General features: G+C 65.3%; 19 protein-coding genes and 1 pseudogene. 5 read left to right on the top strand and 15 right to left on the bottom strand.

All coding sequences use genetic code 11. The annotated features are described in order from the left end of the window. Positions 1-5: 5 nt before the first annotated feature. From JHL17_RS23755 to JHL17_RS23770, 4 genes are all read left to right on the top strand, one after another. A complete protein-coding gene (locus tag JHL17_RS23755) occupies positions 6-1,460 on the top strand; it encodes a YncE family protein (protein WP_200196978.1) in 1,455 nt (484 codons plus the stop codon). An 82-nt stretch (positions 1,461-1,542) separates the two neighbouring features. Beyond that, entirely contained in the window at positions 1,543-2,562 is a 1,020-nt protein-coding gene (locus JHL17_RS23760; protein WP_200196980.1) for a LysR family transcriptional regulator, read from the top strand. 171 nt (positions 2,563-2,733) lie between these two features. After that, positions 2,734-3,489, top strand: coding sequence for an SDR family NAD(P)-dependent oxidoreductase (locus JHL17_RS23765; protein WP_200196981.1), 756 nt, complete (start codon positions 2,734-2,736; stop codon positions 3,487-3,489). 47 nt (positions 3,490-3,536) lie between these two features. Continuing rightward, positions 3,537-4,538 (top strand): zinc-binding dehydrogenase, encoded by a 1,002-nt coding sequence (locus tag JHL17_RS23770; protein WP_200196983.1) that lies wholly within the window; start codon positions 3,537-3,539, stop codon positions 4,536-4,538. Positions 4,539-4,594: 56 nt separating this feature from the next. Here the strand turns inward: JHL17_RS23770 and JHL17_RS23775 are convergent. Together JHL17_RS23775 and JHL17_RS23780 are read right to left on the bottom strand one after the other, a co-directional pair. Further along, positions 4,595-4,807 (bottom strand): annotated as a pseudogene (locus JHL17_RS23775) (IS3 family transposase); the annotation flags it as partial. 137 nt (positions 4,808-4,944) lie between these two features. Then, on the bottom strand, positions 4,945-5,445 hold the full coding sequence (locus JHL17_RS23780; protein WP_247893773.1) for an Lrp/AsnC family transcriptional regulator: 501 nt from the start codon (positions 5,443-5,445) through the stop codon (positions 4,945-4,947). A 326-nt stretch (positions 5,446-5,771) separates the two neighbouring features. On the opposite strand from JHL17_RS23780, the gene JHL17_RS23785 reads away from it, so the two are divergent. Then, positions 5,772-6,563 carry an AraC family transcriptional regulator gene (locus JHL17_RS23785; protein WP_247893774.1) on the top strand — a complete coding sequence of 264 codons (792 nt, stop codon included), beginning with the start codon at positions 5,772-5,774 and terminating at the stop codon, positions 6,561-6,563. A gap of 144 nt (positions 6,564-6,707) precedes the next feature. On the opposite strand, the gene JHL17_RS23790 is transcribed toward JHL17_RS23785, so the two are convergent. The 13 genes from JHL17_RS23790 to JHL17_RS23850 form a co-directional block, all read right to left on the bottom strand. Next, on the bottom strand, positions 6,708-8,078 hold the full coding sequence (locus JHL17_RS23790; protein ID WP_200196986.1) for a spinster family MFS transporter: 1,371 nt from the start codon (positions 8,076-8,078) through the stop codon (positions 6,708-6,710). Positions 8,079-8,190: 112 nt separating this feature from the next. Then, positions 8,191-10,008 carry a DUF1302 domain-containing protein gene (locus tag JHL17_RS23795; protein ID WP_200196988.1) on the bottom strand — a complete coding sequence of 606 codons (1,818 nt, stop codon included), beginning with the start codon at positions 10,006-10,008 and terminating at the stop codon, positions 8,191-8,193. A gap of 637 nt (positions 10,009-10,645) precedes the next feature. After that, a complete protein-coding gene (locus JHL17_RS23800) occupies positions 10,646-11,251 on the bottom strand; it encodes a flavin reductase family protein (protein WP_247893775.1) in 606 nt (201 codons plus the stop codon). A gap of 37 nt (positions 11,252-11,288) precedes the next feature. After that, the gene (ribB, locus tag JHL17_RS23805; RefSeq protein WP_200196989.1) at positions 11,289-12,416 is read right to left on the bottom strand and encodes a 3,4-dihydroxy-2-butanone-4-phosphate synthase; all 1,128 of its coding nucleotides are present in this window, start codon (positions 12,414-12,416) and stop codon (positions 11,289-11,291) included. Positions 12,417-12,437: 21 nt separating this feature from the next. After that, positions 12,438-14,348: an AMP-dependent synthetase/ligase gene (locus JHL17_RS23810; protein WP_200196990.1), complete on the bottom strand. Its 1,911-nt coding sequence runs from the start codon at positions 14,346-14,348 to the stop codon at positions 12,438-12,440. A gap of 1 nt (position 14,349) precedes the next feature. Further along, entirely contained in the window at positions 14,350-15,138 is a 789-nt protein-coding gene (locus JHL17_RS23815) for an enoyl-CoA hydratase/isomerase family protein (protein ID WP_200196991.1), read from the bottom strand. A gap of 32 nt (positions 15,139-15,170) precedes the next feature. Beyond that, positions 15,171-16,310: an LLM class flavin-dependent oxidoreductase gene (locus JHL17_RS23820; protein ID WP_200196992.1), complete on the bottom strand. Its 1,140-nt coding sequence runs from the start codon at positions 16,308-16,310 to the stop codon at positions 15,171-15,173. Between the two features lie 228 nt (positions 16,311-16,538). Next, complete coding sequence (locus tag JHL17_RS23825; RefSeq protein ID WP_200196993.1) at positions 16,539-17,309, bottom strand: creatininase family protein; 771 nt, start codon at positions 17,307-17,309, stop codon at positions 16,539-16,541. Further along, the gene (locus JHL17_RS23830; protein WP_200196994.1) at positions 17,302-18,066 is read right to left on the bottom strand and encodes an enoyl-CoA hydratase/isomerase family protein; all 765 of its coding nucleotides are present in this window, start codon (positions 18,064-18,066) and stop codon (positions 17,302-17,304) included. Before JHL17_RS23830 ends, JHL17_RS23825 begins: the two co-directional genes overlap by 8 nt. Before the next feature lie 11 nt (positions 18,067-18,077). Beyond that, positions 18,078-19,754, bottom strand: coding sequence for a long-chain-fatty-acid--CoA ligase (locus tag JHL17_RS23835; protein ID WP_200196995.1), 1,677 nt, complete (start codon positions 19,752-19,754; stop codon positions 18,078-18,080). A 365-nt stretch (positions 19,755-20,119) separates the two neighbouring features. Next, positions 20,120-21,004, bottom strand: a complete 885-nt coding sequence (locus tag JHL17_RS23840; protein WP_200196996.1) for an efflux RND transporter periplasmic adaptor subunit — start codon at positions 21,002-21,004, stop codon at positions 20,120-20,122. Beyond that, complete coding sequence (locus tag JHL17_RS23845) at positions 21,001-21,216, bottom strand: DUF1656 domain-containing protein (RefSeq protein ID WP_200196998.1); 216 nt, start codon at positions 21,214-21,216, stop codon at positions 21,001-21,003. The genes JHL17_RS23840 and JHL17_RS23845 overlap by 4 nt, the downstream gene beginning before the upstream one ends. Then, the gene (locus JHL17_RS23850; protein WP_200197000.1) at positions 21,213-23,381 is read right to left on the bottom strand and encodes an FUSC family protein; all 2,169 of its coding nucleotides are present in this window, start codon (positions 23,379-23,381) and stop codon (positions 21,213-21,215) included. Before JHL17_RS23850 ends, JHL17_RS23845 begins: the two co-directional genes overlap by 4 nt. Positions 23,382-23,415: the final 34 nt, after the last annotated feature.

Consider the following 23,415-nt stretch of genomic DNA (forward strand, 5'->3'; position numbering starts at 1 on the left):
CCCACATGACCCGCCTGTCTGTCGCTGCGGCGCTTCTCGCCGGCAGCATACTCTTCCCATTCGCCGCTTTCGCCGGACAGGCTCCGGCTGCCGCCTCCGATCCCGACATCCCGATCAGCGGCAGGGACCGTGTCTATGGCGCCGAGCAGTTCTCCAACACCGTCTCGGTCAGCGATCCATCGACCAACACGCTGCTGGGGGTCATCAAGCTCGGCGATCCGCAGCCGGGCAACCTGTCGCCGCTCTACAAGGGCCAGGTGCTCGTCCATGGTATGGGCTTCTCGCCCGACCACAAGACCCTGGCCGTCGTCTCGATCGGCTCCAACTCGGTCACCTTCATCGACACGGCCACCAACACGGTCAGGCACACGACCTATGTCGGCCGCTCGCCGCACGAGGCCTTCTTCACCCCGGACGGCAGGGAAGTCTGGGTCACGGTGCGCGGCGAGGACTACGTCGCCGTTCTCGACGCCGCCAGCTTCGAGGAAAAGACGCGGATCAGGGTGCCGGCCGGCCCCGGCATGCAGATCTTCTCGCCCGACGGACGCTACGGCTACATCTGCTCGTCCTTCAATCCGGAGACGGTCGTCGTCTCGGTTGCCGATCACCGGATCCTCGGCCACGTGAAGCAGGAAAGCCCGTTCTGCCCCAACATCGCCGCTTCGCCGGACGGCAAGCAGGTCTGGTTCACCTTGAAAGATATCGGCAAGACGCAGGTCTTCAGCGCCGAAGCGCCGTTCGACCTGATCAGGACGATCGACACCGGGCCGATCACCAACCACGTCAACCTGGTCACCAACAGGAACGGCAGCTTCGCCTTCGTGACCGTCGGCGGGTTGAACGTGGTGAAGGTGTTCCGCACCGATGATTTCGAGCAGGTGGCGACGATCCCGGTCGGCAATCTGCCGCACGGCATCTGGCCCTCGGGCGACGGCACGCGCGTCTATGTCGGCCTCGAGAACGCCGACCAGTTCGCCGTGATCGATACCCTGACGAACAAGGTTATCGCCAGCATCCCGATCGGCCAGGCGCCGCAGGCGGTCGCCTATGTTCCGAATGCCGTGCCGGAAGGAGACGGCCGGCAGAACCTCGTGCCGCTCGGCAAGGCCGGCGAAGCGGCGCATCTGAGGCTGTCCGCGGCGGACGGGACGGACAAGACACCGTCCACCGTCACGCTGTTCGACCAGGGACTGACGCAGATCCTGCAGGCATCGGTCACGGGACTTGAGCCGAAGAAAGCTTATGTTCTGGCCTTGTCGCGCAAGGTGGACGGCAGCGGTCCGCTGGAGGGGCTCTCGAACTTCATGACCAACCCTGCAGGTTCGGCGATCGTCAACGCCGTCGGGCCGATCCGGCAGATCGTCGAGGCCAGGCACAAGGACGAGCGGCGCTATCTCGTGGTCGCCTCGGATGAAAACGGCCAGCCGGGCCGGATCCTGCAGGTTCAAGTTCCGGAGTGAAAGCGACCGGGCGGTCCGCGGGACAGCGGGCCATCCGTCGGGAGGCCGGGATATGGTGGAGCTTTCCCCAAAGCTGTAGCCTTTGTTCGGCGATCGGATTCCCGCTTCGAAGCGAGTCCGCTTTCGCGCGACCCGATCCAGAAGCCATGGAGCTTGCGGTTTGGACCAGATACTCGCGATCCGCACCTTCGTCCGTGTTGCCGAAGCCGGCTCTTTTGCGAAAGCCGCGGACTCGATGAACCTGCCGCGATCGTCGGTCAGCAAGCTGGTGCAGGATCTCGAGGTGCATCTCGGGACGAAGCTGGTGGAACGGACGACCCGCTCGGTGACGATGACGAACGAAGGCTTGGCCTATCACGAACGGGCGCTCCGGCTCCTGGCCGATCTCGACGACATGGATGGAACGGTCGCCGGTTCCCGCAGCACTCCGAAGGGAAGGCTCAGGGTCGACATCGGCTCCGTCCTGGCGAACCGGATCCTCATTCCCGTACTGGACGACTTCCAGCGGCAATACCCGGACATCGATCTGCTGCTGGGTGTCAGTGACCGGTCGGCCGATCTCATCGGCGAGGGCATCGATTGCGTCATCCGCGGCGGCGCCCTGCCGGATTCGTCCCTGAAGGCCAGGAAGCTGTGCGAGCTCGACTACGTCGTCTGCGCCGCACCGGGCTATCTGGCCGGAAGGCAGGCGCCGGCGCATCCGGACGAGTTGGATGGCCACCGGATCGTGAGCTATTTCTCGGCGTCTTCCGGCAAACGCTTTCCCCTTCGCTTCCAGCATGGCGATGAGAAGATCGAGCGTCCGGCTTCGATCGGCATCGCGGTGAACGAGAGTACGGCGCATCTGACCGCTCTGCTGGCCGGTCTCGGCGTCGGGCAGAGCTTCGGCTTCTTCGCAAGGCCGCATTTCCAGGCCGGGACGCTTGTCGAACTGCTGCCTGAGTGGAAGCCGGAGAATCACGCCCTGCATCTCGTCTACCCGGCGGATCGGTTTCCAAACCCCAGGCTTCGCGCATTCGCCGATTGGGCGGCGACCGTGTTCGAGGCCGCCGATGCCCGGCGAGGCGCCGGTGCAACCGACATCATCCATTCCCATGGATGATGCCTCCACCGCGGGCAGCTTCCCGACGGCAGGATGACGGCCTAATTTCAGCTCATCGGACGGCGACGAAAGGCCAAAGGCCGGCGCCACCTCCCGGAACAGTTTCAAGCATCCGACGGTCCGGGCGAACCCGGGCCGATCCCTTCCGCACGCTCTCAAAAGGAAATCACCATGACGAACAGACTCGCCAACAAGATCGCAGTCGTCACCGGCGCCACCAGCGGCATCGGCCTGTCGACCGCCAAGCTCTTTGCAGCCGAAGGTGCCCGGGTCTACATCACGGGCCGCCGCAAGGACGCTCTCGAAAAGGCCGTTGCGGAAATCGGTCACGCCGCCGTCGGCGTTCAGGCCGACTCCAGCAGCAACGACGATCTCGACAAGCTCTTCGCCCAGGTAAAGGCGGAACAGGGCCGTCTCGACGTTCTCGTCGTCAATGCCGGCGGCGGCAGCATGCTTCCGCTTGGCCAGATCACCGAGGAACAGATCGACGACACCTTCGGCCGCAACGTCAAGGCCGTCATCTTCACGGTCCAAAAGGCGCTGCCGCTGCTCGGCAAGGGGTCCTCGGTCGTGCTCACCGGGTCGACGGCGGGCATCGAAGGCACGGCCGCCTTCTCGGTCTACTCGGCCTCGAAGGCCGCCGTGCGCAACCTTGCCCGCTCGTGGGCGCTCGACCTGAAGGGCACCGGCATCCGCGTCAACGTCGTCTCGCCGGGCGCCACCCGGACACCGGGTCTGGTTGAACTGGCCGGCGACGACAAGGACCAGCAGCAGGGCTTGCTCGACTACCTCGCTTCGCGCATCCCGCTCGGCCGTGTCGGCGAATCCGAGGAGATCGCCAAGGCGACGCTCTTCCTCGCGTCCGACGATGCAAGCTTCGTCAACGGAGCCGAACTCTTCGCCGACGGCGGACAGGCCCAGGTCTGACGGCAACGGGAGCAGCCACGGGCTGCTCCCCCACAGGAGGCCTGAAAATGCGTGCGGCAGTCTATTTCAAGCATGGCAAGCCGGAAGAGGTTCTTCGGGCCGTGGACGTCGCCGATCCCGCCGGACCCGGTCGCGGCGAGGTCCTCGTCCGTGTCCTTCTTCGTCCGGTCCATCATGGCGATCTTCTCGGCGTCGCCGGGCGCTACCAGCCCGGCTCCGTCCTGCCGGAAGGCGGCGTCCGCGTCGGCTTCGAAGGCTATGGCATCGTCGAGCAGGCCGGAGAAGGCGTGGCCCTGGCTGCAGGCGCCCGCATCGCCTTCTTCCCCGGCCGCGGCGCCTGGAGCGAAAAGGCCGTCGTGTCCGCCGACTATGTCACGGAAATCCCCGACACCGTTTCCGACGAGGCCGCGGCACAGCTCCACGTCAACCCGCTGACCACGGCCCTTCTCCTACGGGCGGTCGAGGCTTCCGGCGCGAAACCCGGCCGCGATGTCGTCGTCCTGACCGCAGCCGGCTCCGCCGTCGCCCGATTGACGATCGGGCTTCTTCTTGAGCGTGGATACGATGTGGTCGGCATCGTTCGACGCGAGGCGGGCGTGAACGAACTCAACGTTGTCTTCCCGGATCTTCCCGTCGTTTCGACGGACAAATCCGGCTGGGAGAAGCGGGTCGTCTCGGCAGCGGACGGCCGGCCGGTCGGCGTCGTTCTCGACCCGGTCGGAGGCGAAACGGCGAGCGCCGCCGCAGGCCTTCTCTCCCAAGGCGGCAGCCTCATATCCTACGGCGACCTTTCGGGGCAGCCGATCTCCATTCCGGCACTCTACGTCTCGACGCGTGGCATCCGTATCTCCGGGGTCACCGTCGGCCGTTGGGCGGAGCTGTCTCCGGAAATGCGGAAGGCCGATCTCAAATTGGCGCTCGAACTGGCGGCCGGGAGGCCGGAGCTCTTCCCGGTAGCGAAGACCTTCGACCTCGCGGAGGTCGGCGAAGCCGCTGCCTTTGTCGAAAGGCCGGGCAAGATGGGCACTGTCCTCCTTTCCTCGCGTTGAAACCTGGCGTAGCCGTGTTGCATGGAGGCAGGCAGGGCAAGAGATCGCCCTGCCCACGCTGCCATGGCGACGTGCTCGGCTTGGGCATAGCGGCGCGCTGCGGGCTCGGCGGGGGGCGTTGCCGATGGGCTCGAGAATAGGTCGGTGGTTGAACCAGTCGACCTATTCCGGGGTGGCGAACCCGACGGCATCCAGGCTGCGCCATCGCCCGCGGCGTCGGATCATCTCGGTCTCAGACCGTCGATGATCTCCGCCAAGGCGTCACCGTATGGGGACGGGGGCGCCGCCTTGCCGCTGTCGTGATGCGCACCGCCTTGCCACGCGTCGTCGCGGCCCCCTGGCTCATCGGCGGCATCAGCCGGATACCCTGCAGCAGGCTCGGCCCCGGAAATGGGCGGCGGCACCGTCAGAATCGAATGACGATCGCCTGGGAGGTACTGATGGGCAGCTCCGTCTTATAGGTTATCTGCTTCAGCACCAAATTGGATCTGATGGTGGCAACGAACTCTATTTTCGACAGTTTGCTCGCTATCAACCGTTCCAGTTCTTCAACGTCCCGAACGACCACGCGCAGAAGGAAATCGCAGTCGCCCGTCATCCAGTTGCATTCCATCACCTCCGGAATCCGCTCGACGGCATCGCGGAAATTCTCCAGTGCCGATTGTGGCTGTTTGTCGAGTTTGACCTGGATATAGGCATTGATTTCCAGCCCCATCACCTTTGGATTCAGAAGGGTGACCCGTCGGTCGATGATGCCGGTCTGCTCCAGCTTCTTCACCCGCGTCAGGCAGGGCGAGGGGGAGAGGTTGATTCTGCCGGCAAGCTCGACATTCGTCAGATTTGCATCCTTTTGCAGCTCGTTGAGGATCTTGATGTCCGTTCGGTCGAGCGTCAGCGTGTTCATCATGATGACTCCCTGTTGTATTCTTGACGGCTTGGCTTGGAACCGAAGCGAAGAACGGCAGGAAATTCCGCGGAACAAACCCATTTGAATGCAGCGCGCATTCCCTTCTGCCATTCGACTGTGCATACGGCAGAGTGTATCCGAGGCGAACCAATGGCAGTATCTATGGGATTGCCATTTTATGTCGCGAAACTGTCAAATTCGGACCGAGGTCCGCATCGAGACGCACGGAGGCCGCAACATTGCCGAAGAGTGCACGGATTGGTGCGAAGTGGCCGGAAGCCCCGGCGTCCGGCGAGGTGACCTCGGGGGCGTGGGATCTCACTGGCTTGCGCGTCAGCTTCGCCACGCTGGATCCCGACGAGCTCGCCCGGCCGCTGGTCTCCTTTCTTGTCCAACGCAATGTGGATGACGACGAGCTGCCGATCCACCGGCACCGGAAAGGTCAGCTGGTGGTGGCGGCGGAAGGGTCGGTCATGTGCCGGACGCTCGACGGGCTTCGGATCGTCCCCGCCAACGGAGCGGTTTGGATCCCGGGGGAGATTCCCCACAGCGTTTCCATGTCGGACAGAGGCCGGTCATACTGCGTCTTCATCAATCCGGAGATTTCACCCCTGCCGGAGTCCTGCGCGACATTTTCGATCAGCCCGATGCTGCGCGAGATGATCTTTCACCTGGCCAACATGCCGCCGCTCTATCCCCTGGAAGGTCCGACGAGCCGTCTGGTCCAGGTCATCCTGGACGAGCTTGCACAGATGAAGGCGGAGCCGCTCCACTTCCCGGTTTCCACCCATCCCAGGATCCAGCGCATCGCCGCCCAATTGCTGGAGGCGCCGGACGACCGCAGGACCATCCGGGACTGGGCGGCAACAGTCGCCATGAGCGAGCGCACGCTGGCCCGACTCATCCAGAAACAGACGGGAATGTCGTTCGGCCGGTGGCGCCAGCAACTCCACATCGTGATCGCCGTCCAACGGATGTCGATGGGCGCCACGGTCCAGGCGATCTCCCAGGAACTGGGATATGATTCTCCAAGCGCATTCACCGCCATGTTCAGGAAACACATGGGGCAGCCGCCGCGCCGGTATCTGCAGGACCGGGCCGAAGGCGGGACGAACTGACGACGCGTCGCCCTTCTCATGCCGACGTCATGCCGACGTCATGCCAACGGCCCCCGATCCTGCTTGGGCGGGATCGAGAGCCGTTGACATGTTCGGGGACCGGCATCGCGGTCACCGCGCGGATGGCTGCCGCAGTTTACCCTGTCAGCTCACGATGTCCTGCCTGATGGTCTTTCGCGCCACCATGAAGGCCATCGCCGCCAGGACATAGACGAGCGACGTGCTGATCAGCGCCCAGCGGATGCCGTCGCCGGCCCCCATCGACCGCGCGAGAAAATCGCTGATCAGGCCGACCGACAGCGGTCCAAGGCCAAGCCCGATCAGATTGGCGAAGAACAGGAAGATGGCGGTGGCCGTCGCCCGGGTGCGCGGACGCACCAGGCTTTGGACCGCCGCAAAGATGGGGCCGTAATAAATGGACTGCAGCAGCATCGGCAACCCCATCAGGCAAAGCGCCGCCACGGTGTTCGAGGTGAGATACGTCGCGAAAAGCGAGAACGGCAGGCACAGGGCCGCGGCGGCCGGAATGGTCGCGTAGGCGTCCAGGCTGCCGCGCGCCACCGCGCGATCCGTCGCCCGGCCGCCCAGCCAGGTGCCGGCGGCGCCGCAGATGCCGACGATCAGGCCCAGCACCGTACCGAGGAAACCGGTGGGACCCAATTGAATCCCGGTGAGGTCGTTCAGCCTGGCCGCCAGCGCGCCCAACCCTTCCGCGTGATTGCGCAGGAAGTGGGAGCTTTGAAAGGCAAGATTGCTGTAAATCCCGAAACTCATGGCCACCATCGCGACCGTGAGCCAGATGTAGGTCCGCTTCCCGCCGAGTTCGCCCAGCGCCTCCCTCAGGCTGGGCGCGCTTTGCGCCTTGCTGGCCGCGACGGAGAATGTCCGCGGCTCGGGCAGCGTGAAATAGACCAGCAGCCCAAGGGCGATGCCGGGCACCCCGACCAGCGCGAAGGAGGCGCGCCAGCCGAGGCTGTCCGCGATCAGGCCGCCGACTACCATCCCGACCAGCGAACCGGCAGGAATGCCCATGGAGAAGAAGGCCAGCGCCGAGGCCCGCTTCTCTCTTGTCGTGTAATCGCTGATCAGCGACTGGGATGCCGGCGTGCAGCCCGCCTCGCCGACACCGACGCCGACCCTGGCGAGGAACAGCTGGGTGAAGTTCTGGGCCACGCCGCAGACCGCCGTGAACAGGCTCCAGGTGATCGCCGACAGCGCGACGATCTTGACCCGGTTCGCACGCTCCGCCCACCGCGCGATCGGAAGCGCCAGCGTCGCGTAGAAGATGGCAAAGGACAGTCCGGTCAAGGACCCCAGCTGCCAGTCCATGAGACCGAGTTCGCGCTTGATCGGTTCCGCCAGGATGTTGACGATCTGACGGTCGACGAAGTTCAGCATGTAGACGAGGAACAGCATGGTCAGGGCATAGCGCCGATAGTGGATCGTCATGCCAATCGGCTTCGGCTGCGGTTTCGGCTGCGGCACCGACACCGTGGTCGTTGCGTCGTCGGTCATACGGCAGTCTCCAAAAAGACCGGGCACAGGGGGGCCGGGTCGGTTTCGGTCGGAACGCGGTGTCGGGAGGCGCGGGGGTTTGCGTGCGGCCGGCCTGCGGCTCGGCATGCGCTCAGAGTTTGACGCCCGTGCTGATGAGAAACACGTCGCGATCGGCGCGCGGGTCGTAGGGACCGGCCAAGGTCGTCTGGTAGGTCAGGTTGAAGAGATAGCGGTCCCTGACCGTGCCATCGAGCGCCAACCGGAGGATCTGGCGCCCCTGATTGAACGCGCCGTCATAGGATGTCCCGTTGACATCGTGGGCGAAGGCGACGGACGGCTTGAGGTTCACCCCCGGCAGAACATCCTGGTAGCTCAGGCTCGCCTGAAGACGATACCCCCACGAGAACGGCGTCACGAAGCCTTTGGTGGTGCAGGCCTTGGGATTGGCCCCGGCCGCGCAGAAGCCGTTGTTGGGGCCGGTTCCGAAGATGTCCGACCGGCCATAGCGGCGGAAATTGGGATCCGGCAGATCGTGGACATATTTGGCGCCGACCTCGCCGCCGAGGGTCAAAGTGCCGCCGATCACCCCGCCGATATCGCCCGATGTGGCGAACTGCCCCTGGGTGACGTGAAAGCGCTCGTAACCGGCGAACGCCCCGCCCCGGGGCACCGATGCGAAATCCCGGGCCAACACGCCGGTTTCGCTCACCGCCGCCTGCAAAAGATCGGGTGCATTGAAGGCGAGCGGCTGGTTGAATTTATGATCGAGCTCGCCGGCGACCCGCAGTTTCATCGCGGGAACGCTGGTGGCGAAGCTGCCGGACAGCATTTTGATGTTCTTGGGGTACTGGAAGCGATAAGCCGGATTCAAACCGTCCGGATCTCCCGGCAGGAAGATGGTGCCGCTCCGGCCGGTCCGATCGGCCTCGACATAGCCGGTCCGGGAGTGAATGTTGGTGAAGTGGAGCGAAAACCGGGTGCCGATGTCTGGCACCAGATAGGAACCGCCGACGCCGAACTGGCCGGCATTGCCCGGGGTCTGATCATTCCGGCGCTTCAGGAATCGTCCGGTCGACAGTCCGTCGACCGAGGACAAGGCATTGGACACCATGACCTCGTCGCACCCCGGTGACGCATAATCGGCGGTGGCGGCGAATGTTCCGCAGCCCGGCTGCGTCGATGTCGCCGCCAGCAGCTGATAGAAGACGTCGAGGCTCGCGGTCGACGAGAGGTCGACCTTGCCCGACAGCGCCAGGAACGGCTTGCCTCCTTCCTGCGGCTGCAAGCCCGGCCGGGACAATGCCGCGAAGTCGCGCGGGTTGATGTCGCGGAGGCCGCCGGGAATCGTGAAGGCGGGTCCCCAGTCGACGGTCTGCTGGCCCGCCTTGAACGAGATGGGCAGCCCACCGGCGGAGAACCGACCCTTGACGTAAGCGTCGGCAAGGGAGATGCCGCGGAACTTGGCGCCTTGCGAAAAACCACGGTCGGACAACGGACCGCCGGCATAATTGTTCGGCAGGTTGCCCAGCGCGACATGCCCCTCGGCAAGGGTATGGTCGTACCAACCCTTCACGCGGGTGAAGACGCCCCACCCTTCGGTGTTGTTGGCCTCGAAATCGACCATCCCCTTGGCGACGGTGGAAACCGGATCACCCCTCCTGTAGTTCAGGTTCCCGTCATCGGAATTGACGCCTCCCGGCGCCGCGCTTTCAAGCCGGAGCCGTGCGCCGTCGCCGGCGGGAACCAGGGACGGATCGATGGGACTGGCGCGAATGGCCGTTCCGACGGTGGCGACGGCCCGGATTCCCCCCGACCAGTCTCCTTCCTTGAATTCCCAGGCATGGGCTGGCCAAGCGATCGACAGGGCAACAACGATCGCCGATTTCCGGCGAATGCCAAGGCTTGTCCACCACATGGCTCGATGTGCCGATAGAATCATGTCTCCCATCTTTGCTCCCTGCGAAGATTTATTGGAGTTGAGACAAGGAAGCCCTTCCCCGGTCTTTACGGACGAGCCAGGGTTCGGTCTTCCGATTTCACTTGAGAGAACTCGGCATAGCTTCGGATGCCGGAGTGTGGCGCTAACCGATGCCGCCACAGCCGCTCATGCCGAAGGGCGTTTTCAAGGGCTGCCCGGATCCTGATCCGGCCTGCGGAGGCGGGAATCCAGACTTTGCAGACACTTGCACTGGAAACCCCGGATCCCCGCCTTCGCGCTACGGGATGGACAGATCTCGCGCTTGCAACAATGCATGCAGCCTGGCATTGAGAAAAGCCCCTCTCCCCTCGCGGGAGAGGGGTTGGGGTGAGGGGGAAGTGGCAACCTTCCCGGCCCCCCGTTGGGCCGGGCAGCACCCCTCATCCCAACCCTTCTCCCGCAAGGGGAGAAGGGCTATTCGCTAGAGACGGCCGCATCTCGTTCGCAGAAGCGAGTTGTGTGAATGCCGTAGCGCCTCCGCGGGGATGACGGATCGGAAAAGAACCGGATCACCGATAGACGTTTCCAAGCAGGCGCTCAAAAACGGTCCGAAGCCCTGCCCTTCCCGCCTTCAATACGGTGATGACGAGAACGCAGGGAATTCGTCCTAACCAACGGATTCAAAATATTCCATTCGTCCGAACCTGCCCGAAGAGTAAATCAGCGGAACCTTGGACTGATTGTGGTTCTGGCCGACGACGGCGCCGATCATGATCGTATGGGTGGCAACTTCGACGCTGTTTTGTAGTCTGCAATCGAAGCTGCAAACGGATTGGCGAAGGACCGGAACCCCGGTAACCCTCTCGTCCCATTCGGCGGGGGAGAAACGGGAGGCGCCCTTGCTGCCGTCGATCGCCGCGAAGCGTTCCGCCAGCTGGACCTGATCGGCGGCAAGAACGTTCCAGGAAAAGGCGCCGGTCCGGAGAATGACGTCATGGGCCTCGGCACTGCGGTTGATGCAGGCAAGAACCATCGGCGGCTCGACGCACAAGGAAACCGCGGCGGTGACGGTCAGGCCACGCCTGTCGGGGCCTTGGCCCGACGCCACGATCGAGACCGACCCGACGATGGCCCGCAATGCACTCCTGAAGGCTGCCGTCTCCACAGGGTTCGGAACGGGAAAATCTTGTCCTGACATGGTGACCCTCACGCAAGGCAGTGGAATGACATGCCGCCGACCCGGGTTGGCGCCGCCGGAGCGGTCGTTCGGCATCTGTGTTGGACGGCGGCCGCGATCCGCGCGACCTGCGCTATGGCGCGAAGGCGACCGGCAGCGTCCGGTGCTCCACGATGTTCAGCCCATAGCCCCGCAGCGCCACCGGGACATGCCGAGAGTTGGACAGCAGGATCATGTCGTGAATGCCGAGTTCCGCCAGAACCTGGGCGCCGACGCCATAGTTGCGCAGTTCGGCCTTGTCGACCAGCGGCTCCCCCGCCTTCACCCGAAGAAGCTGCGAGATCGGCACATCGCGGCTGAACAGCACGATCACGCCCCTCCCTTCGGCGGCGATCTCCTGCATGGACCGCGCGACGATATCGCCGCGATCCCCGCTCTGGCCGAGCACGTCCGACAGGATATCCAGCGCGTGCATGCGCACCAGGGTCGGCCTGCCGTCGATCTCGCCCTTCACCAGGGCAATCGCTTCCGTCTCGATCGCCTTGATGCGGAAGGTGATGGCGCTCCACTCCCCGCCCCATCGGCTGTCGAATTTCGCGGTGACGACACGCTCGACCTCATGATCGTGGCGGCGGCGGAAAGCGATCAGGTCGCGGATCGTGCCGATCTTGAGCGCGTGACGCTGGGCGAAGGCGACGAGATCGTCGAGGCGGGCCATCGTCCCGTCCTCCCTCATGATCTCGCAGATCACGCCCGACGGATTGAGGCCGGCAAGGCGCGCGACATCCACCGCCGCCTCGGTATGGCCGGCGCGGACCAGCACGCCGCCGGGTCGGGCGACCAGGGGAAAGATGTGGCCCGGCGAGACGATCTGGTCGGGGCCCCTGGCCGCGTCGATCGCCACCGCCACGGTCCGCGCCCGGTCGGCCGCGGAGATGCCGGTGGAAACCCCCTCGCGCGCTTCGATCGAAACGGTGAAGGCCGTCCCGTGGCGGGTGCCGTTTTCCGCGCTCATCAGTTTGAGACCGAGCTGGTCGACCCGGTCCTTGCCGAGCGCCAGGCAGATGAGGCCCCTGCCATGCGATGCCATGAAGTTGATCGCCTCGGGCGTCGCCATCTGCGCCGGGATCACGAGATCGCCCTCGTTCTCCCGATCTTCGTCATCGACGAGGATGAACATTCTGCCGTTGCGGGCCTCTTCGATGATCTCCATCGTCGAGGACAGAAAGGGATGGCGTGGAGTGCAGGGCAGCATCGTCATGATCTTCCTCCGATCACCGCATCACATGTTCGACAGCGCCTGACGGATCAGCGAATCCTCGGAATCGTCGTAGAGTGAATTGATCAGCGCCGCGTAACGCTCGTTCAGCACCTTGCGCCGCTTTTTCCTGGTCGCCGTCATCACCCCATTCTCAGCCGACAGCTCTTCGGGCAGGATGCGGAACGACTTTATCTGCTCGACGGGCGCCAGCCTCTGGTTCGCCTTGGCGACCTCCCCTTCGATCAGGTGGATGACCGCTTCCGACGAACAGAAATCCGCGTAGTCGTCGATCGTTTCATTCCGCCCCTTCACCCAGTCCGTCATCGCGATGCGGTCGACCTCGATCAGCGCCACGAGGTATTTTCGTCCGTCGCCGCAGACCGCGGCTTCCGAGATGTAGGGGCTTCGCCGCAATTCGTTCTCGATCTGCGCCGGGCTGATCGACTTGCCGCCGGAGGTGTTGATGATCTCCTTCTTCCGGTCGATGATCGCCAGTTGGCCATCGGGCCGCACCTCGACGATGTCGCCGGTGTGGAGCCATCCGTCCCGCAAGGCCTCCAGCGTGTCGTCGGGCTTGTTCAGGTAGCCTGTGAACAGGCCGGGTCCCGTCACCAGCATTTCGCCGTCGCCGGCGATCCTGGTCTTCCAGCGGGGATCGGCAATCGGAACGCCGATCGTGCCGGGCTTCGACCAGTCCCGCATCTGCCCGGTGTTCGCTCCGACCAGTTCGGTCTGCCCGTAGACCTCCTTGAGGTTCACCCCCCAGGTCTGCCACAGCTTCACGACGTCCGGCGGCATCGGCGCGGAGGCGGTATAGGGGTATGTGAGCTGGTCCAGACCGATCTCCGCCAGGAGCGGCAGGAAGATCCGATCGCGGCAGGTCGCGAAAAGCGCCTGGAGAAAGGGATCGTCCGGACCGTCCGCCTGGCGGTCCGCCAGCGCCTTCTGGGCAATGGACATCGCGAAGCGGTAGGATTTCCTGCCGATCGAAGCCGACGCATTGATCCTGCTGACCAGTTCGGCGGCGTAGCGCTGATAGAAGCGCGGCGGCGCCATCCAATAGGTCGGCCTCACATCCCGGATGGTCGTCGCGAAATCCGCTCCGGTCTCGCCGAAATAGGGCGTGACCTCGCTGATGAGGGGAAGAACGATCCCCTGCCCGAGCCCGACGACATGGGAGAGAGGAAGATGGACGACCACCCGTTGGGGTTCGCGGAAAAGCGCCGGGCAAAAGCCTCGGGTGGTCATCAGCCCCTCGATCAGCGACCGGTGGGTGAGGATCGCCCCCTTGGGATTGCCGGTCGTCCCGGAGGTGTAGACGATGCTGGCATTGTCTTCCGGACGCGCCTTGCCGGCCTGCTCGTCGAGCAGCGACGAACAATCGGAGGACGACGAGGCGGAAAACCGCGGCAGCGAGACGATGGTCTTCGATGACGGAACCGCCGGATCGAAGACGACGATCTTCTTCAGCGTCTCCACCTGCCGGCTGCGGAGAAGGATGGTGAGTTCCTTCTCTCCGGCGACGAAGGCGAATTTGCTTCCGGAGTCCTCCAGGAAATACTCCACCTCCTCCGTCGAAGAGGTGAAATAGATTCCGACCGCCACGCCGCCGGAACAGACCGTCGCCATGTAGGCGACCACCCAGTCCTGCGAGATGTCCCCCATGATGGCGACGTGGTCCCCCTTCTCCAGACCATGATCGAGAAGGGCACGCGAAAGCGCCGCGACATCCCTGGCGAATTCACCCCAGGTCGTGGCGTGCCACGTACCGGCACGTTTCTGGAAGAACGCCACGGCCTCGCCCCTGCCGTCCCGGCGGTCGCGCAGCAGCGACGGCAGCGTCCCGTCTTCATGCGCGGCCGGTGGAGGGTCGATCGCGGATGCGGCAATGGAGGACGGAACGGGCGGGAAAAAGGAATGCGGCCCGCCCATCTCAATTGCCGCCTTCTGCAAAGCGTTTGCGCTTCTCGCGGAAGGCGGCGACGGCCTCCTTGCGCTCCGGGCTGTGGAAGGTGAGCATCTCGAGCGCGCCGGCGGTGTCGAGATTCAGGTGCACCTGCTCCTTGATCAGCTTGTTGACGGCGTATTTGGTCCAGACGATGGCGTCGCGGGGGCCGGAGGCCAGCATCTCGGCGTAACGGACCGCGTGCTCGACGACGGTTCCTTCCGGCACGACCTTGTTGATCATTCCGGCCGCTGCCGCGTCCTCCGCCGAGATGAAGTCCCCGGTCATCAGATAATGCTTCGCCCGGACCGGCCCCAGAAGGAGCGGCCAGATCACCGCGCCGCCGTCGCCGGCCACGACGCCGGCCGTCACATGCGTGTCGGCGAAGCGGACTCCGGGCTGCGCGAAGACGACGTCGCAGAACAGGGCGAGCGTGGCGCCCAGCCCGACGGCGACCCCATTCACGGCGGCGATCAGCGGGCATTCCAGCTCGAGCATGTTGCGGATGAGGTGACGCCCGGAGCGGGTCGGCGAAATCGGCCCCAAATCATCGTCGAGCGCATTCTGATCGCCGCCGGAGCAGAAGCCGCGCCCCGCACCGGTCAGGACGACGGCCTTGACCGCCCGGTCGTTGTCGAGGTCCACGAACAGCTCTTCCAGCGCGGAATGCATCGGCCAGTCGATGGCGTTGAGGATTTCCGGCCGGTTCAGGGTGATGATGGCCACGCCGCTCGCGCGCTTCTCGACGAGCAGGCCGCTATAGGTCTTGTCGGTCATGGGAGACTCTCTTCAGATCGGTCGACGGGGGATCAGGCCGAAGCGCTCGTCTTCCGCATCCTGCGGATCTGTTCGAGGATCTCGTCGGTCGGACGCACCACGTTGTTGCGGTCGTTGAAATGCGGGATGACATGGCGTCCGACCAGCTCGATCGCCTTCATGATCTCGGCGTGTGAAACCGAGTCGATGTGGAACAGGATTTCTTCGGCGCCGGTTTCGATGAAGCGTTCCAGCTGGCGGATGACCGTATCCGGGCTGCCGCAAACCAGGCTGGCGGAGTCGTTGAGGAGATAATCCCAGTCGGTGGCCGCGCGCTGGAGCGCTTCCAGCCCCTCCCCCATATAGGCGTAGTCGTCCGCGATCTTGGCGAGCCGCGGATAGGCATCGGTCGAGATGCGGGCGTACTGCATCAGCGGCTCGGCATAGATGTCCTTCGCCGCCTGATCGGTTTCGGCGATCCCGAGGAACACCGGCATGCCGAGACGCGGGCGGTCGAGCGGGCCGTTCGGATCCCGCTGCCAGTTCGACCGGTAGGCTTCGACCATCTTCGCCTGGGCATCCCAGCCCTGGTAGAGCGTGTGGCTGAGGACGGCGAGCCCCTGGCGGGCCGCCCAGACATGGCTGCGCTCGCTGGTCGCGGCGATGCCCATCAGCGGATAGGGCTTCTGCAGCGGCTTGGGCACCAGCATGCGCGGCGGAACCTGATAATGCTTGCCCTCGAAGGTGAAGATGTCCTTGCTGAAGGCTTCGCGGATCAGCGCGATCCCCTCCTCCATCTGCTCGAGGGTTTCCGCGGGTTCCACGTTGAAGGCGCGCATGGCGATGGTGGTGTTCGCCCGGCCGCAATACAGCTCCATGCGCCCGTTGGACAGGATGTCGGTGACCGCGGCCCGTTCCGCCGTGCGCAGCGCGTGGTTGATCTTCTTGGGCATCAGCGAGACCGCCGGCCTCAGCCGGATGCGGGACGTGACGGCCGCGAGGTAACCATATACGACTTCGGGGGCCGAACTGGAGATCCCGCCCAAGGCGACATGCTGCTCGGACAGGCTGACGATGTCGAAGCCCATCTTCTCGGCGAATACCGCTTCTTCGACAAGCTCATGAAGCCGGCGCGAATAGCTTTGCCCAACCAGGGTTTCCTGCTCGGACCAGAAGCCGAACTTGACTGCCATTTGGATGCCCTCTCGGGTTTGTTTGGATTGCCTCTTCGATGGTTGGAAGCTTGTCATGAAGCGGGCGGCAGAGCCTGCCGAAGATCGGCCTTACCGACTGTGCGCTCAGAATATTATTCTGTGTAAAAATGATTGCCTGGCTCCTTGGGCGGCAATGGCGGGCGGCAATGGCCGGCGGCAGCGGCGACGCGCCTTCGCCGCCCACGCCTCTTCACCCCCGGCAAGGTGTCAAACCGGACCTTCTTGCGAAAAGCCTTCGACGAGCAGGGAGGCGATGCGCTCGATGCAGTGTCGGCCGATGGCTGTCGAGGACCCGTCGGGGTCGCCGAGAATGCCGTTGGCGCTGACCGCCGCAAGCCCGTCGCGCCACATCAGCTCCAGGTCGCCTTGTGAAAGGAGCCCCAATCTTCCGGCCTCGTAGCGCTCCATGCGCACCCGCTCGGGGTGGAGGTCGAGCATCAGCGAGGTTTCGGCGATGTCGGCATGGCCGCCGACCTTGATCGGCTCGCCCCCCGCTTCCTCGACGGCATCGCGCCACCGTTCCAGCCAGGCCTTCGCATCGGTGAAGGCGGAGATGCGGCAGGAGCCGGGCACGGCCGACCGTAATCGCGGCAGCATTCTGGCCAAGGGCGGACAATTGCCGACATGGGCGGAGAAGATGAGGATGCGTTCGAAGCCGTGTCTCGCCAGGCTGGTGCAGTAATCCCGGCAGATCATTTCGAATGTGCTGTCCTGCAGGGAGATCGTGCCGGGAAATGCGAGATGGTGGGACGAACAGCCGACCCTGATGGTCGGCGCCACCAGCGCGCCTCCCACGCCCTTCGCCACCAGGATGCCCAAATGGTCCGCGTGGTCGGCATCGACGCTGAGGGTCAGGTGCGGTCCATGCTGCTCCACCGCCCCGCAGGGGATGACGATGGTCCGGGTGCCGCCCGCGATGGCGAGAGCGACCTCGGACGAGGTCATGAACTCAAGCCGGAGATGATCGCCCTCAGCCATGCTGCTGCCTCGCCTTGCGTTGGAGGAACTGGTCACGCGCCGCGGCCGTCTCTTCGCGGTTCAGGTAATCATGCATGTCGCCGAGCGTGCGCGCTTCAAGCTCCTCGTCGGTCATCCCCGGCGCATCGGTGAAGGTCCGTTTGATCGCCGAGAACAACCGCCTGTCCTTGAGGCGAAGCGTCTCGGCGACGGCACGGGTCCGGTCCTGCAAATCGGTGAAACCGACGACGTCATCGACGAGGCCCATCGCCTTCGCCTCCTGCGCCGAAACAAGCTCCCCGGAATAGAGGAGACGCTCGGCAGCCCGGCGCCCGAGGCGCTCCATCGCCTGCCGCATGCCCTTCGCGGCGGGAAGCAGCCCATGATTGATTTCGGGAAAGCCGAACCTCGCGCTCTCGCTCGCCACGACATGATCCGCAAACAGAACCAGTTCCAGCGCCCCGCCCACCGCATAGCCGTTGACGGCGCACAGCAGCGGGCAGCGATAGCCTTCGAGCGCGACAAGCAGCCGGTGGAAGGCGCGCATGCGTGGGATCGCGGCGTCCGCTCTGGCGGTGATTTCGCGAATGTCGCCACCGGCACTGAAGAAGCGCTCACCGGCGCCGGTCAGGATCACTGCCGGCGGATCGGCCTCTTCGCCGAACCGGGCGAGATCGTCCGCCAGCGCCTGGATCAGATCGAAGGAAAGCGCGTTGGCGGGCGGCCTGTCCATGGTCAGCCGGACCAGCGTCGTGGATAAACGATCCATCCTCAGCATTTTGTATCCTTTCAGGTCGCGCGGGGCTCCGTGGCGGCCGATCCCTCGGCTTGGGCGGATCCGAACCGGGCGCGCAGGGTCTTCTTGTCGATTTTCCCGACACTCGTTCTCGGCAGCTCGCTGACGGCGATGAAGCGGTCGAGTTTCGCATATCGCGTGATCGCACCGCCCTCGATCGCCGCCTCGATCGGCCTGTTCAGCGTTCCCAGGGTCACGGTCGCACCGGGGGCGGCGACGATCACGGCCAGGGGCCGTTCGCCCCAATGGTCATCGGGCACGGCGACGACGGCCGCTTCGTCGACACCGTCGGCGGTCGCGACGATGCCCTCCAACTGGATCGAATCGATCCATTCCCCGCCGCTCTTGATGACGTCCTTGAGGCGGTCGCAGATCGTCACGTTGCCGTTCCCGTCGATCGTCGCGATATCCTGGGTGTGGAGCCATCCGCCGCGCCACAGGGCCTTCGACCCCTGCTCGTCGCCGACATAGCAGGGGGTGAGCCAGGGAGCGCGCACCACCAATTCCCCGCGCGACCGTCCATCCTTGGGAAGCGGGTTCATGTCCTCGTCGACGATCCGCGCCTCGACCAGCGGGATGGGCACCCCTGCCCTGGTCAGCAGATGGCTTTCGTCCGCGGCCCCCGGTTCCGATCCGGGCGAGCGGCGGGTTACCGTGAGGATCGGCGCGGTTTCGGACATCCCGTAGGCACCGATGATTTCCATGCCGCGGCGCCGGGCCTCCTCGAACAGCACCGGGGTAAGGCTCGAACCGCCGACCACCATCATCCAGCCGGACAGGTCCGTTCCGGTGCGGTCTGCCGCGGCGATTACCATCTGCAGAACGGTCGGGACACCATGCGAATAGGTGACGCGATGCTCGGTGCGCAGCCTGCAGATCATGTCGGCGTCATAGCGCCCCGGATAGACCTGCTTCAGCCCCAGCATCGTCGCGATATAGGGCATGCCCCAGGCGTGGACGTGAAACATCGGCGTGAGCGGCATGTACACGTCGTCGACACCGAATCCACGATGGCGCGTATCGCCGGAATGACCGCACAGGGCCAAGGTGTGGAGAACCAGTTGCCGGTGGCTGAAGCAGACCCCCTTCGGATTCCCCGTCGTCCCGGTCGTGAAGAAGGTCGTCGCGATCGCGTTCTCGTCGAAATCCTTGAAATCGAAATCGGGATCGGCGGCTGCGATCAACGGCTCGTAGTCCCCGGCTGCCCATGCGGGCGCCGGCTCGCCGGTCCCGTCCATGATCGCGATGATCGCCTTCAGACCGGGGACGGCTTGCCGGATCTCGTCCAGAAAAGGAAAGAAGTCGCGGTGGATTAGGAGGAGGCCGGGCTTCGTCTTGACGAGCGTGTAGAGCAGCTGGTCGATCGGCAGGCGGACGTTGACCGTCTGCAGCACCGCGCCCATCATGGGAATGGAGAAATACGCTTCAAGGTAGCGATGGCTGTCCCAGTCCATCACCGAGATCGTCATCCCTTCTTCCGCGCCCAGCGAGGACAGCAGCGAGGACAGCCGTCCGACGCGTTGCACGAACTCCCGGTAGGTGAACCGATACTGGTCGCGGTACACGATCTCCTGATCGGCCGAGGTGGTCAGGGCCCGGTCCAGAAGGTGGCGAATCGTCAAAGGGTACCGGTAAGCCTCGTCGGTTGCTTTTGCGAAGCGCAAGGGCATGTCTGCTCTCCATCATTGTCCAGTCGACCTCGCAGACCGGCCCGGTCTCCGCTGCGGGTCGGATCATCGCATCGCCGGCTGGCGGCCACCCGGGAGTCTCGGCATTGCGCCTGCGCTTGAGGATGGAACCGGCACGCGCCGATCCGCTTGCGGCAGGCAAGGATCGCCTGCCGATGCGAGGTTAGCGCGAGCGCTCCGGAGGTTTCTTCCGAAGGCTCCCCGCAAGCGCGCCGATGGCAGGATATTCTGGCGTGCCCGGCATTTTCGACGGCGATAGATGCCGGACTCTCCTGCGGCCGGGAGGCGCTTCGCCGTCCGGCCCGCCGGTTCGGCGGAGCTGCCGTCGACAGGACGAACGGATCGCCCTACAGCGCGCCGGCGGCGGTCGCGGGCTCGACCGCGACGGTCGCCGTCATGCCCGCCGCCAGTTCGACGCCGGGCGGGACCCGGTCGATGTGGATGCGCACCGGGATACGCTGGGCGAGGCGGACCCAGCTGAAGGTCGGCTCGACATTCGGCAGGCCGAGGTGACCGGGAGTTCCGTTGCTGTCCTCGATGCCCCGGCCGATGCTTTCGACATGGCCGGAAAGCGGCTCGTCGAAGCCCATCAGCATGACCCGTGCCGGGCTGCCGACACGGATCCGCCGCAGCTTCGTTTCCTCGAAATAGCTGGTGATCCAGAAGCTGGTCGCATCGAGGATGGCGATCCTCGTCACGCCGGCCGTGGCATAGTCGCCGGGCCGCAGCCGCAGATTGGTGACATACCCGTCGACCGGCGCCCGGACCGTCGCCTGTGCGAGATTGAGTTTGGCGAGATCGAGCGCAGCCACCGCAGCGTCATAGCTTGCCGCTGCCTGTGCGGCGGCGCCGGCCGTCTGTTGCAGATCCTCCTGCGAAATGACCTCGCGGAGTTGGCTTCGCCGCCGGGCCGCCGCTTGGCGAACCAGCATGTCCTGGCGTCTGGCTTCGGCATCGGCCTGTGCGGACGCCACGGCGAGCGAAAACCGCTTGGCGTCGATCGCATAGAGGATGTCGCCACGATGCACATACTGATTGTCGGCAACCGACACGCTGCCCACGGTCCCGGACACCTCCGGCGCGATCTGTACGACCTCCGCGCTCACCCGGGCATCGCGCGTCCACGGCGTCTGCTCCTGGTGCGTCCAAACCTGCAGCGCCACGAGAGCGGCAACCGTGCCGAAGCAAAGGGTCAGGGCATAGCGCCCGAGCAGGGACAGCACAGGTTTCATTGGAATGTTCCGCTGGATGGCAGAGCCTGCAGGAGCAGGCCGTAGAGGAGGGCGAAGGTGGCCAGTTCGACGAGCGGCCGGCTGGCGGTCAGGCGGAAGAAACCCGTGGCCGCGAAAAGGCGGACCACCGCGACGGTGCCGGCAAGTGCAGCGAGGGCGAGCACCAGCGGACCGGGGAGAAAAACGCCTCCGATGTCGAGATCGAGGATCATCGGTCGGTCTCCCAAGTCAGTGCGCGGCCCGGGTCCAGGGCGAACCGGAGGTCGATGAGCAAATCGAGCAGCCGAACCCGGTCCGCGGTCGAGCTTTCGGCGATCCGCGCCATCAAGGTGTCGATGCGCCGATGCAGAGCGACGGCATCGGAAGGTTCCGCCCGGTATCCGGGGCCGAAGTGCCGCGCGATGGCGGTGAGAAGCTCGAGCCCGTCGTTGCCGATCCGGCCGTCCTCGCCAGCACCGCCCTTGGCATCGACCTGCCGGATCGCCTGATGAAGCCGACCGGCGGCATGCCCGACACGAAGGTGGTGCAAGGTGTCGTCAAGCACATCCGGATGGGATGTCCCGGACAACCGGAGCCTGGGGAGCAGAAGCGCCGTCCGGTCGATCATGAGACTTGTCCAATGCGCCTCGTCGGGTCCGCCGCCCAGGGCCCGCCGCCTGACATCCCGCCGGTTCAGCCGAAGCAGCCGGCCGATCGCCGCATCGACCGGGATCGTCTGGAACAGGCTCATGCTCACGACCGCGAACCCCGTCGCCGCAAACAGCGCGACGACGCTGTTGAGCGACCCGGCGAAGTCGCCGGCATAGGTGGCGCCCAGCCCCGAGAGGATCGGGATCGTCAGGGTGATGCCGAGCGCCATGAACGTCGTCGGGGGCCGCGCCTGCAGGGAACCGGCGACCAGGAAGGCCGGTGCGAGCACCGCGACGAGGCCGGCGAAATCCCCCACGCGGGGAAGGATGACGAAGCTGTAGACCAGACTGACCGCCACCCCGACGACCGAGCCGGCCATGTATTTGACGACATTCGGCGCTGGCGTGTCGACATTGCCGAACAGGGCGCAGCAGACGCCCAGGATCGAGACGGCCATCCCGCCCTCCGGCCAGGCCGACCAGATCCAGAACGCACAGCCGATGACGATGCCGGCGGCCGCGCCCAGCGCGGCCCGGGCCGCCATCCAGGGATCGCGGTGATAGACATAGCCCGTCGCACGCCCGGATCGGAGATGCGATGCGGCGTCCGGCGGCCGGGCGGCGGCGCGTGCGAGGTTCCGTTCGAGCCGGTCGCATTCGTGAAGCAGGCCAATGGTCTCGGCGAGGTGACCGGCGAGGTTGGCCGCGAGCCGGTCGCCGGCCGTCGCGGCCTGCGCGGCGATGCGTGTCCGCACCGTCCGGGCGTGGTCGAGCAGCCGGACCGCACCGGCGTCCCGCCCGGCCGCATCGGCGTCGGCGGCGGCAGAGAGCCAACGCTCCACTCCATCCAGCAGCGCGGCCAATTCCTCGGGCACGGGATGGCCTCCGGCGCGGAGGGCATGGATGCGGTCCTCGACCTCCGTCGCCAGCGGAAGCAGTCGCGCAAGCCGGTCATGGATCAGCTGCAGCGTTTCACGGCTCGGCGTCACCGGGACCGGATCGTATGGCAGATGGCCGGCCAGCCCTTGCAGGGCGAGAAGATCCCCCGCGAGCCGGTCGCGGTCGCGGCGGGTTTCCTGCCCCGAGCTTCCGCGGAGCGCATCGCCCGCCAGCCGGCGGGCGTCCCGCAGCGTTGCCGACAGCTTGGCGGTGAACTGGCCGGTCATGCGCTTGGGCAGGACGAAGCGATGCACCAGGACGGCGCAGAGGATCCCGATGGAGATCTCCTGCACCCGCACCGACGCCGTATCGAAGATGGCGGCGGGATTGAACACGCCGGGGAAGCCGATCAGGCTGGCGGTGTAGCCGGACAGGACGAAGGCATAGGCCCGCGCGGTGCGGTCGAGCAGCGAGAGGTAGAGGCACAGGCCGATCCAGCAGGCGAGGACCACGCTGCAGACGATCGGTTCGTTCACGAAAGCGGGGATGATCGCCACGGTCGCCACGGCACCGACGACTGTCCCCACGAAGCGATAGACGCCGCGGCTGAGCGACGCGCCGGCCGAGTTTTGCGAAACGATGTAGACGGTGACGATGGCCCAGGAGGGTTTCGGCACTCCTGCGCGCAACGCGATGTAGTAGGCCAGCATCGCCGCGGCGAAGCTCTTCGCCGAGAAGAGCAGCGCGTCCACATCCGCCCGCAGCACCGGCATCCGGGACGGCAACGACCACGCGCGCCCGAGTGCCGCGATCCGGATGGCGATCCCGGCGACGGCGAAAAGCCGGTTCGAAGGAGGTTCGGTTCTCATGCCCGGGAGTATCGGCGCATTGCGCAACCGGATA

The sequence above is a fragment of the Azospirillum endophyticum genome (genome assembly GCF_016595245.1).
In the GTDB taxonomy this organism is placed as follows: domain Bacteria; phylum Pseudomonadota; class Alphaproteobacteria; order Azospirillales; family Azospirillaceae; genus Azospirillum; species Azospirillum endophyticum.

What these genes read in the sequence shown, in the direction of transcription:
- JHL17_RS23790 (WP_200196986.1), bottom strand. Translation starts at nt 8,078, where the DNA reads ATGACCGACGACGCAACGACCACGGTGTCGGTGCCGCAGCCGAAACCG.
- JHL17_RS23835 (WP_200196995.1), bottom strand. Translation starts at nt 19,754, where the DNA reads ATGCCCTTGCGCTTCGCAAAAGCAACCGACGAGGCTTACCGGTACCCT.
- JHL17_RS23845 (WP_200196998.1), bottom strand. Translation starts at nt 21,216, where the DNA reads ATGATCCTCGATCTCGACATCGGAGGCGTTTTTCTCCCCGGTCCGCTG.
- JHL17_RS23755 (WP_200196978.1), top strand. Translation starts at nt 6, where the DNA reads ATGACCCGCCTGTCTGTCGCTGCGGCGCTTCTCGCCGGCAGCATACTC.
- JHL17_RS23810 (WP_200196990.1), bottom strand. Translation starts at nt 14,348, where the DNA reads ATGGGCGGGCCGCATTCCTTTTTCCCGCCCGTTCCGTCCTCCATTGCC.
- JHL17_RS23815 (WP_200196991.1), bottom strand. Translation starts at nt 15,138, where the DNA reads ATGACCGACAAGACCTATAGCGGCCTGCTCGTCGAGAAGCGCGCGAGC.
- JHL17_RS23850 (WP_200197000.1), bottom strand. Translation starts at nt 23,381, where the DNA reads ATGAGAACCGAACCTCCTTCGAACCGGCTTTTCGCCGTCGCCGGGATC.
- JHL17_RS23770 (WP_200196983.1), top strand. Translation starts at nt 3,537, where the DNA reads ATGCGTGCGGCAGTCTATTTCAAGCATGGCAAGCCGGAAGAGGTTCTT.
- JHL17_RS23800 (WP_247893775.1), bottom strand. Translation starts at nt 11,251, where the DNA reads ATGCCGAACGACCGCTCCGGCGGCGCCAACCCGGGTCGGCGGCATGTC.
- JHL17_RS23830 (WP_200196994.1), bottom strand. Translation starts at nt 18,066, where the DNA reads ATGCTGAGGATGGATCGTTTATCCACGACGCTGGTCCGGCTGACCATG.
- ribB (WP_200196989.1), bottom strand. Translation starts at nt 12,416, where the DNA reads ATGACGATGCTGCCCTGCACTCCACGCCATCCCTTTCTGTCCTCGACG.
- JHL17_RS23825 (WP_200196993.1), bottom strand. Translation starts at nt 17,309, where the DNA reads ATGGCTGAGGGCGATCATCTCCGGCTTGAGTTCATGACCTCGTCCGAG.
- JHL17_RS23840 (WP_200196996.1), bottom strand. Translation starts at nt 21,004, where the DNA reads ATGAAACCTGTGCTGTCCCTGCTCGGGCGCTATGCCCTGACCCTTTGC.
- JHL17_RS23765 (WP_200196981.1), top strand. Translation starts at nt 2,734, where the DNA reads ATGACGAACAGACTCGCCAACAAGATCGCAGTCGTCACCGGCGCCACC.
- JHL17_RS23780 (WP_247893773.1), bottom strand. Translation starts at nt 5,445, where the DNA reads ATGATGAACACGCTGACGCTCGACCGAACGGACATCAAGATCCTCAAC.
- JHL17_RS23820 (WP_200196992.1), bottom strand. Translation starts at nt 16,310, where the DNA reads ATGGCAGTCAAGTTCGGCTTCTGGTCCGAGCAGGAAACCCTGGTTGGG.
- JHL17_RS23795 (WP_200196988.1), bottom strand. Translation starts at nt 10,008, where the DNA reads ATGGGAGACATGATTCTATCGGCACATCGAGCCATGTGGTGGACAAGC.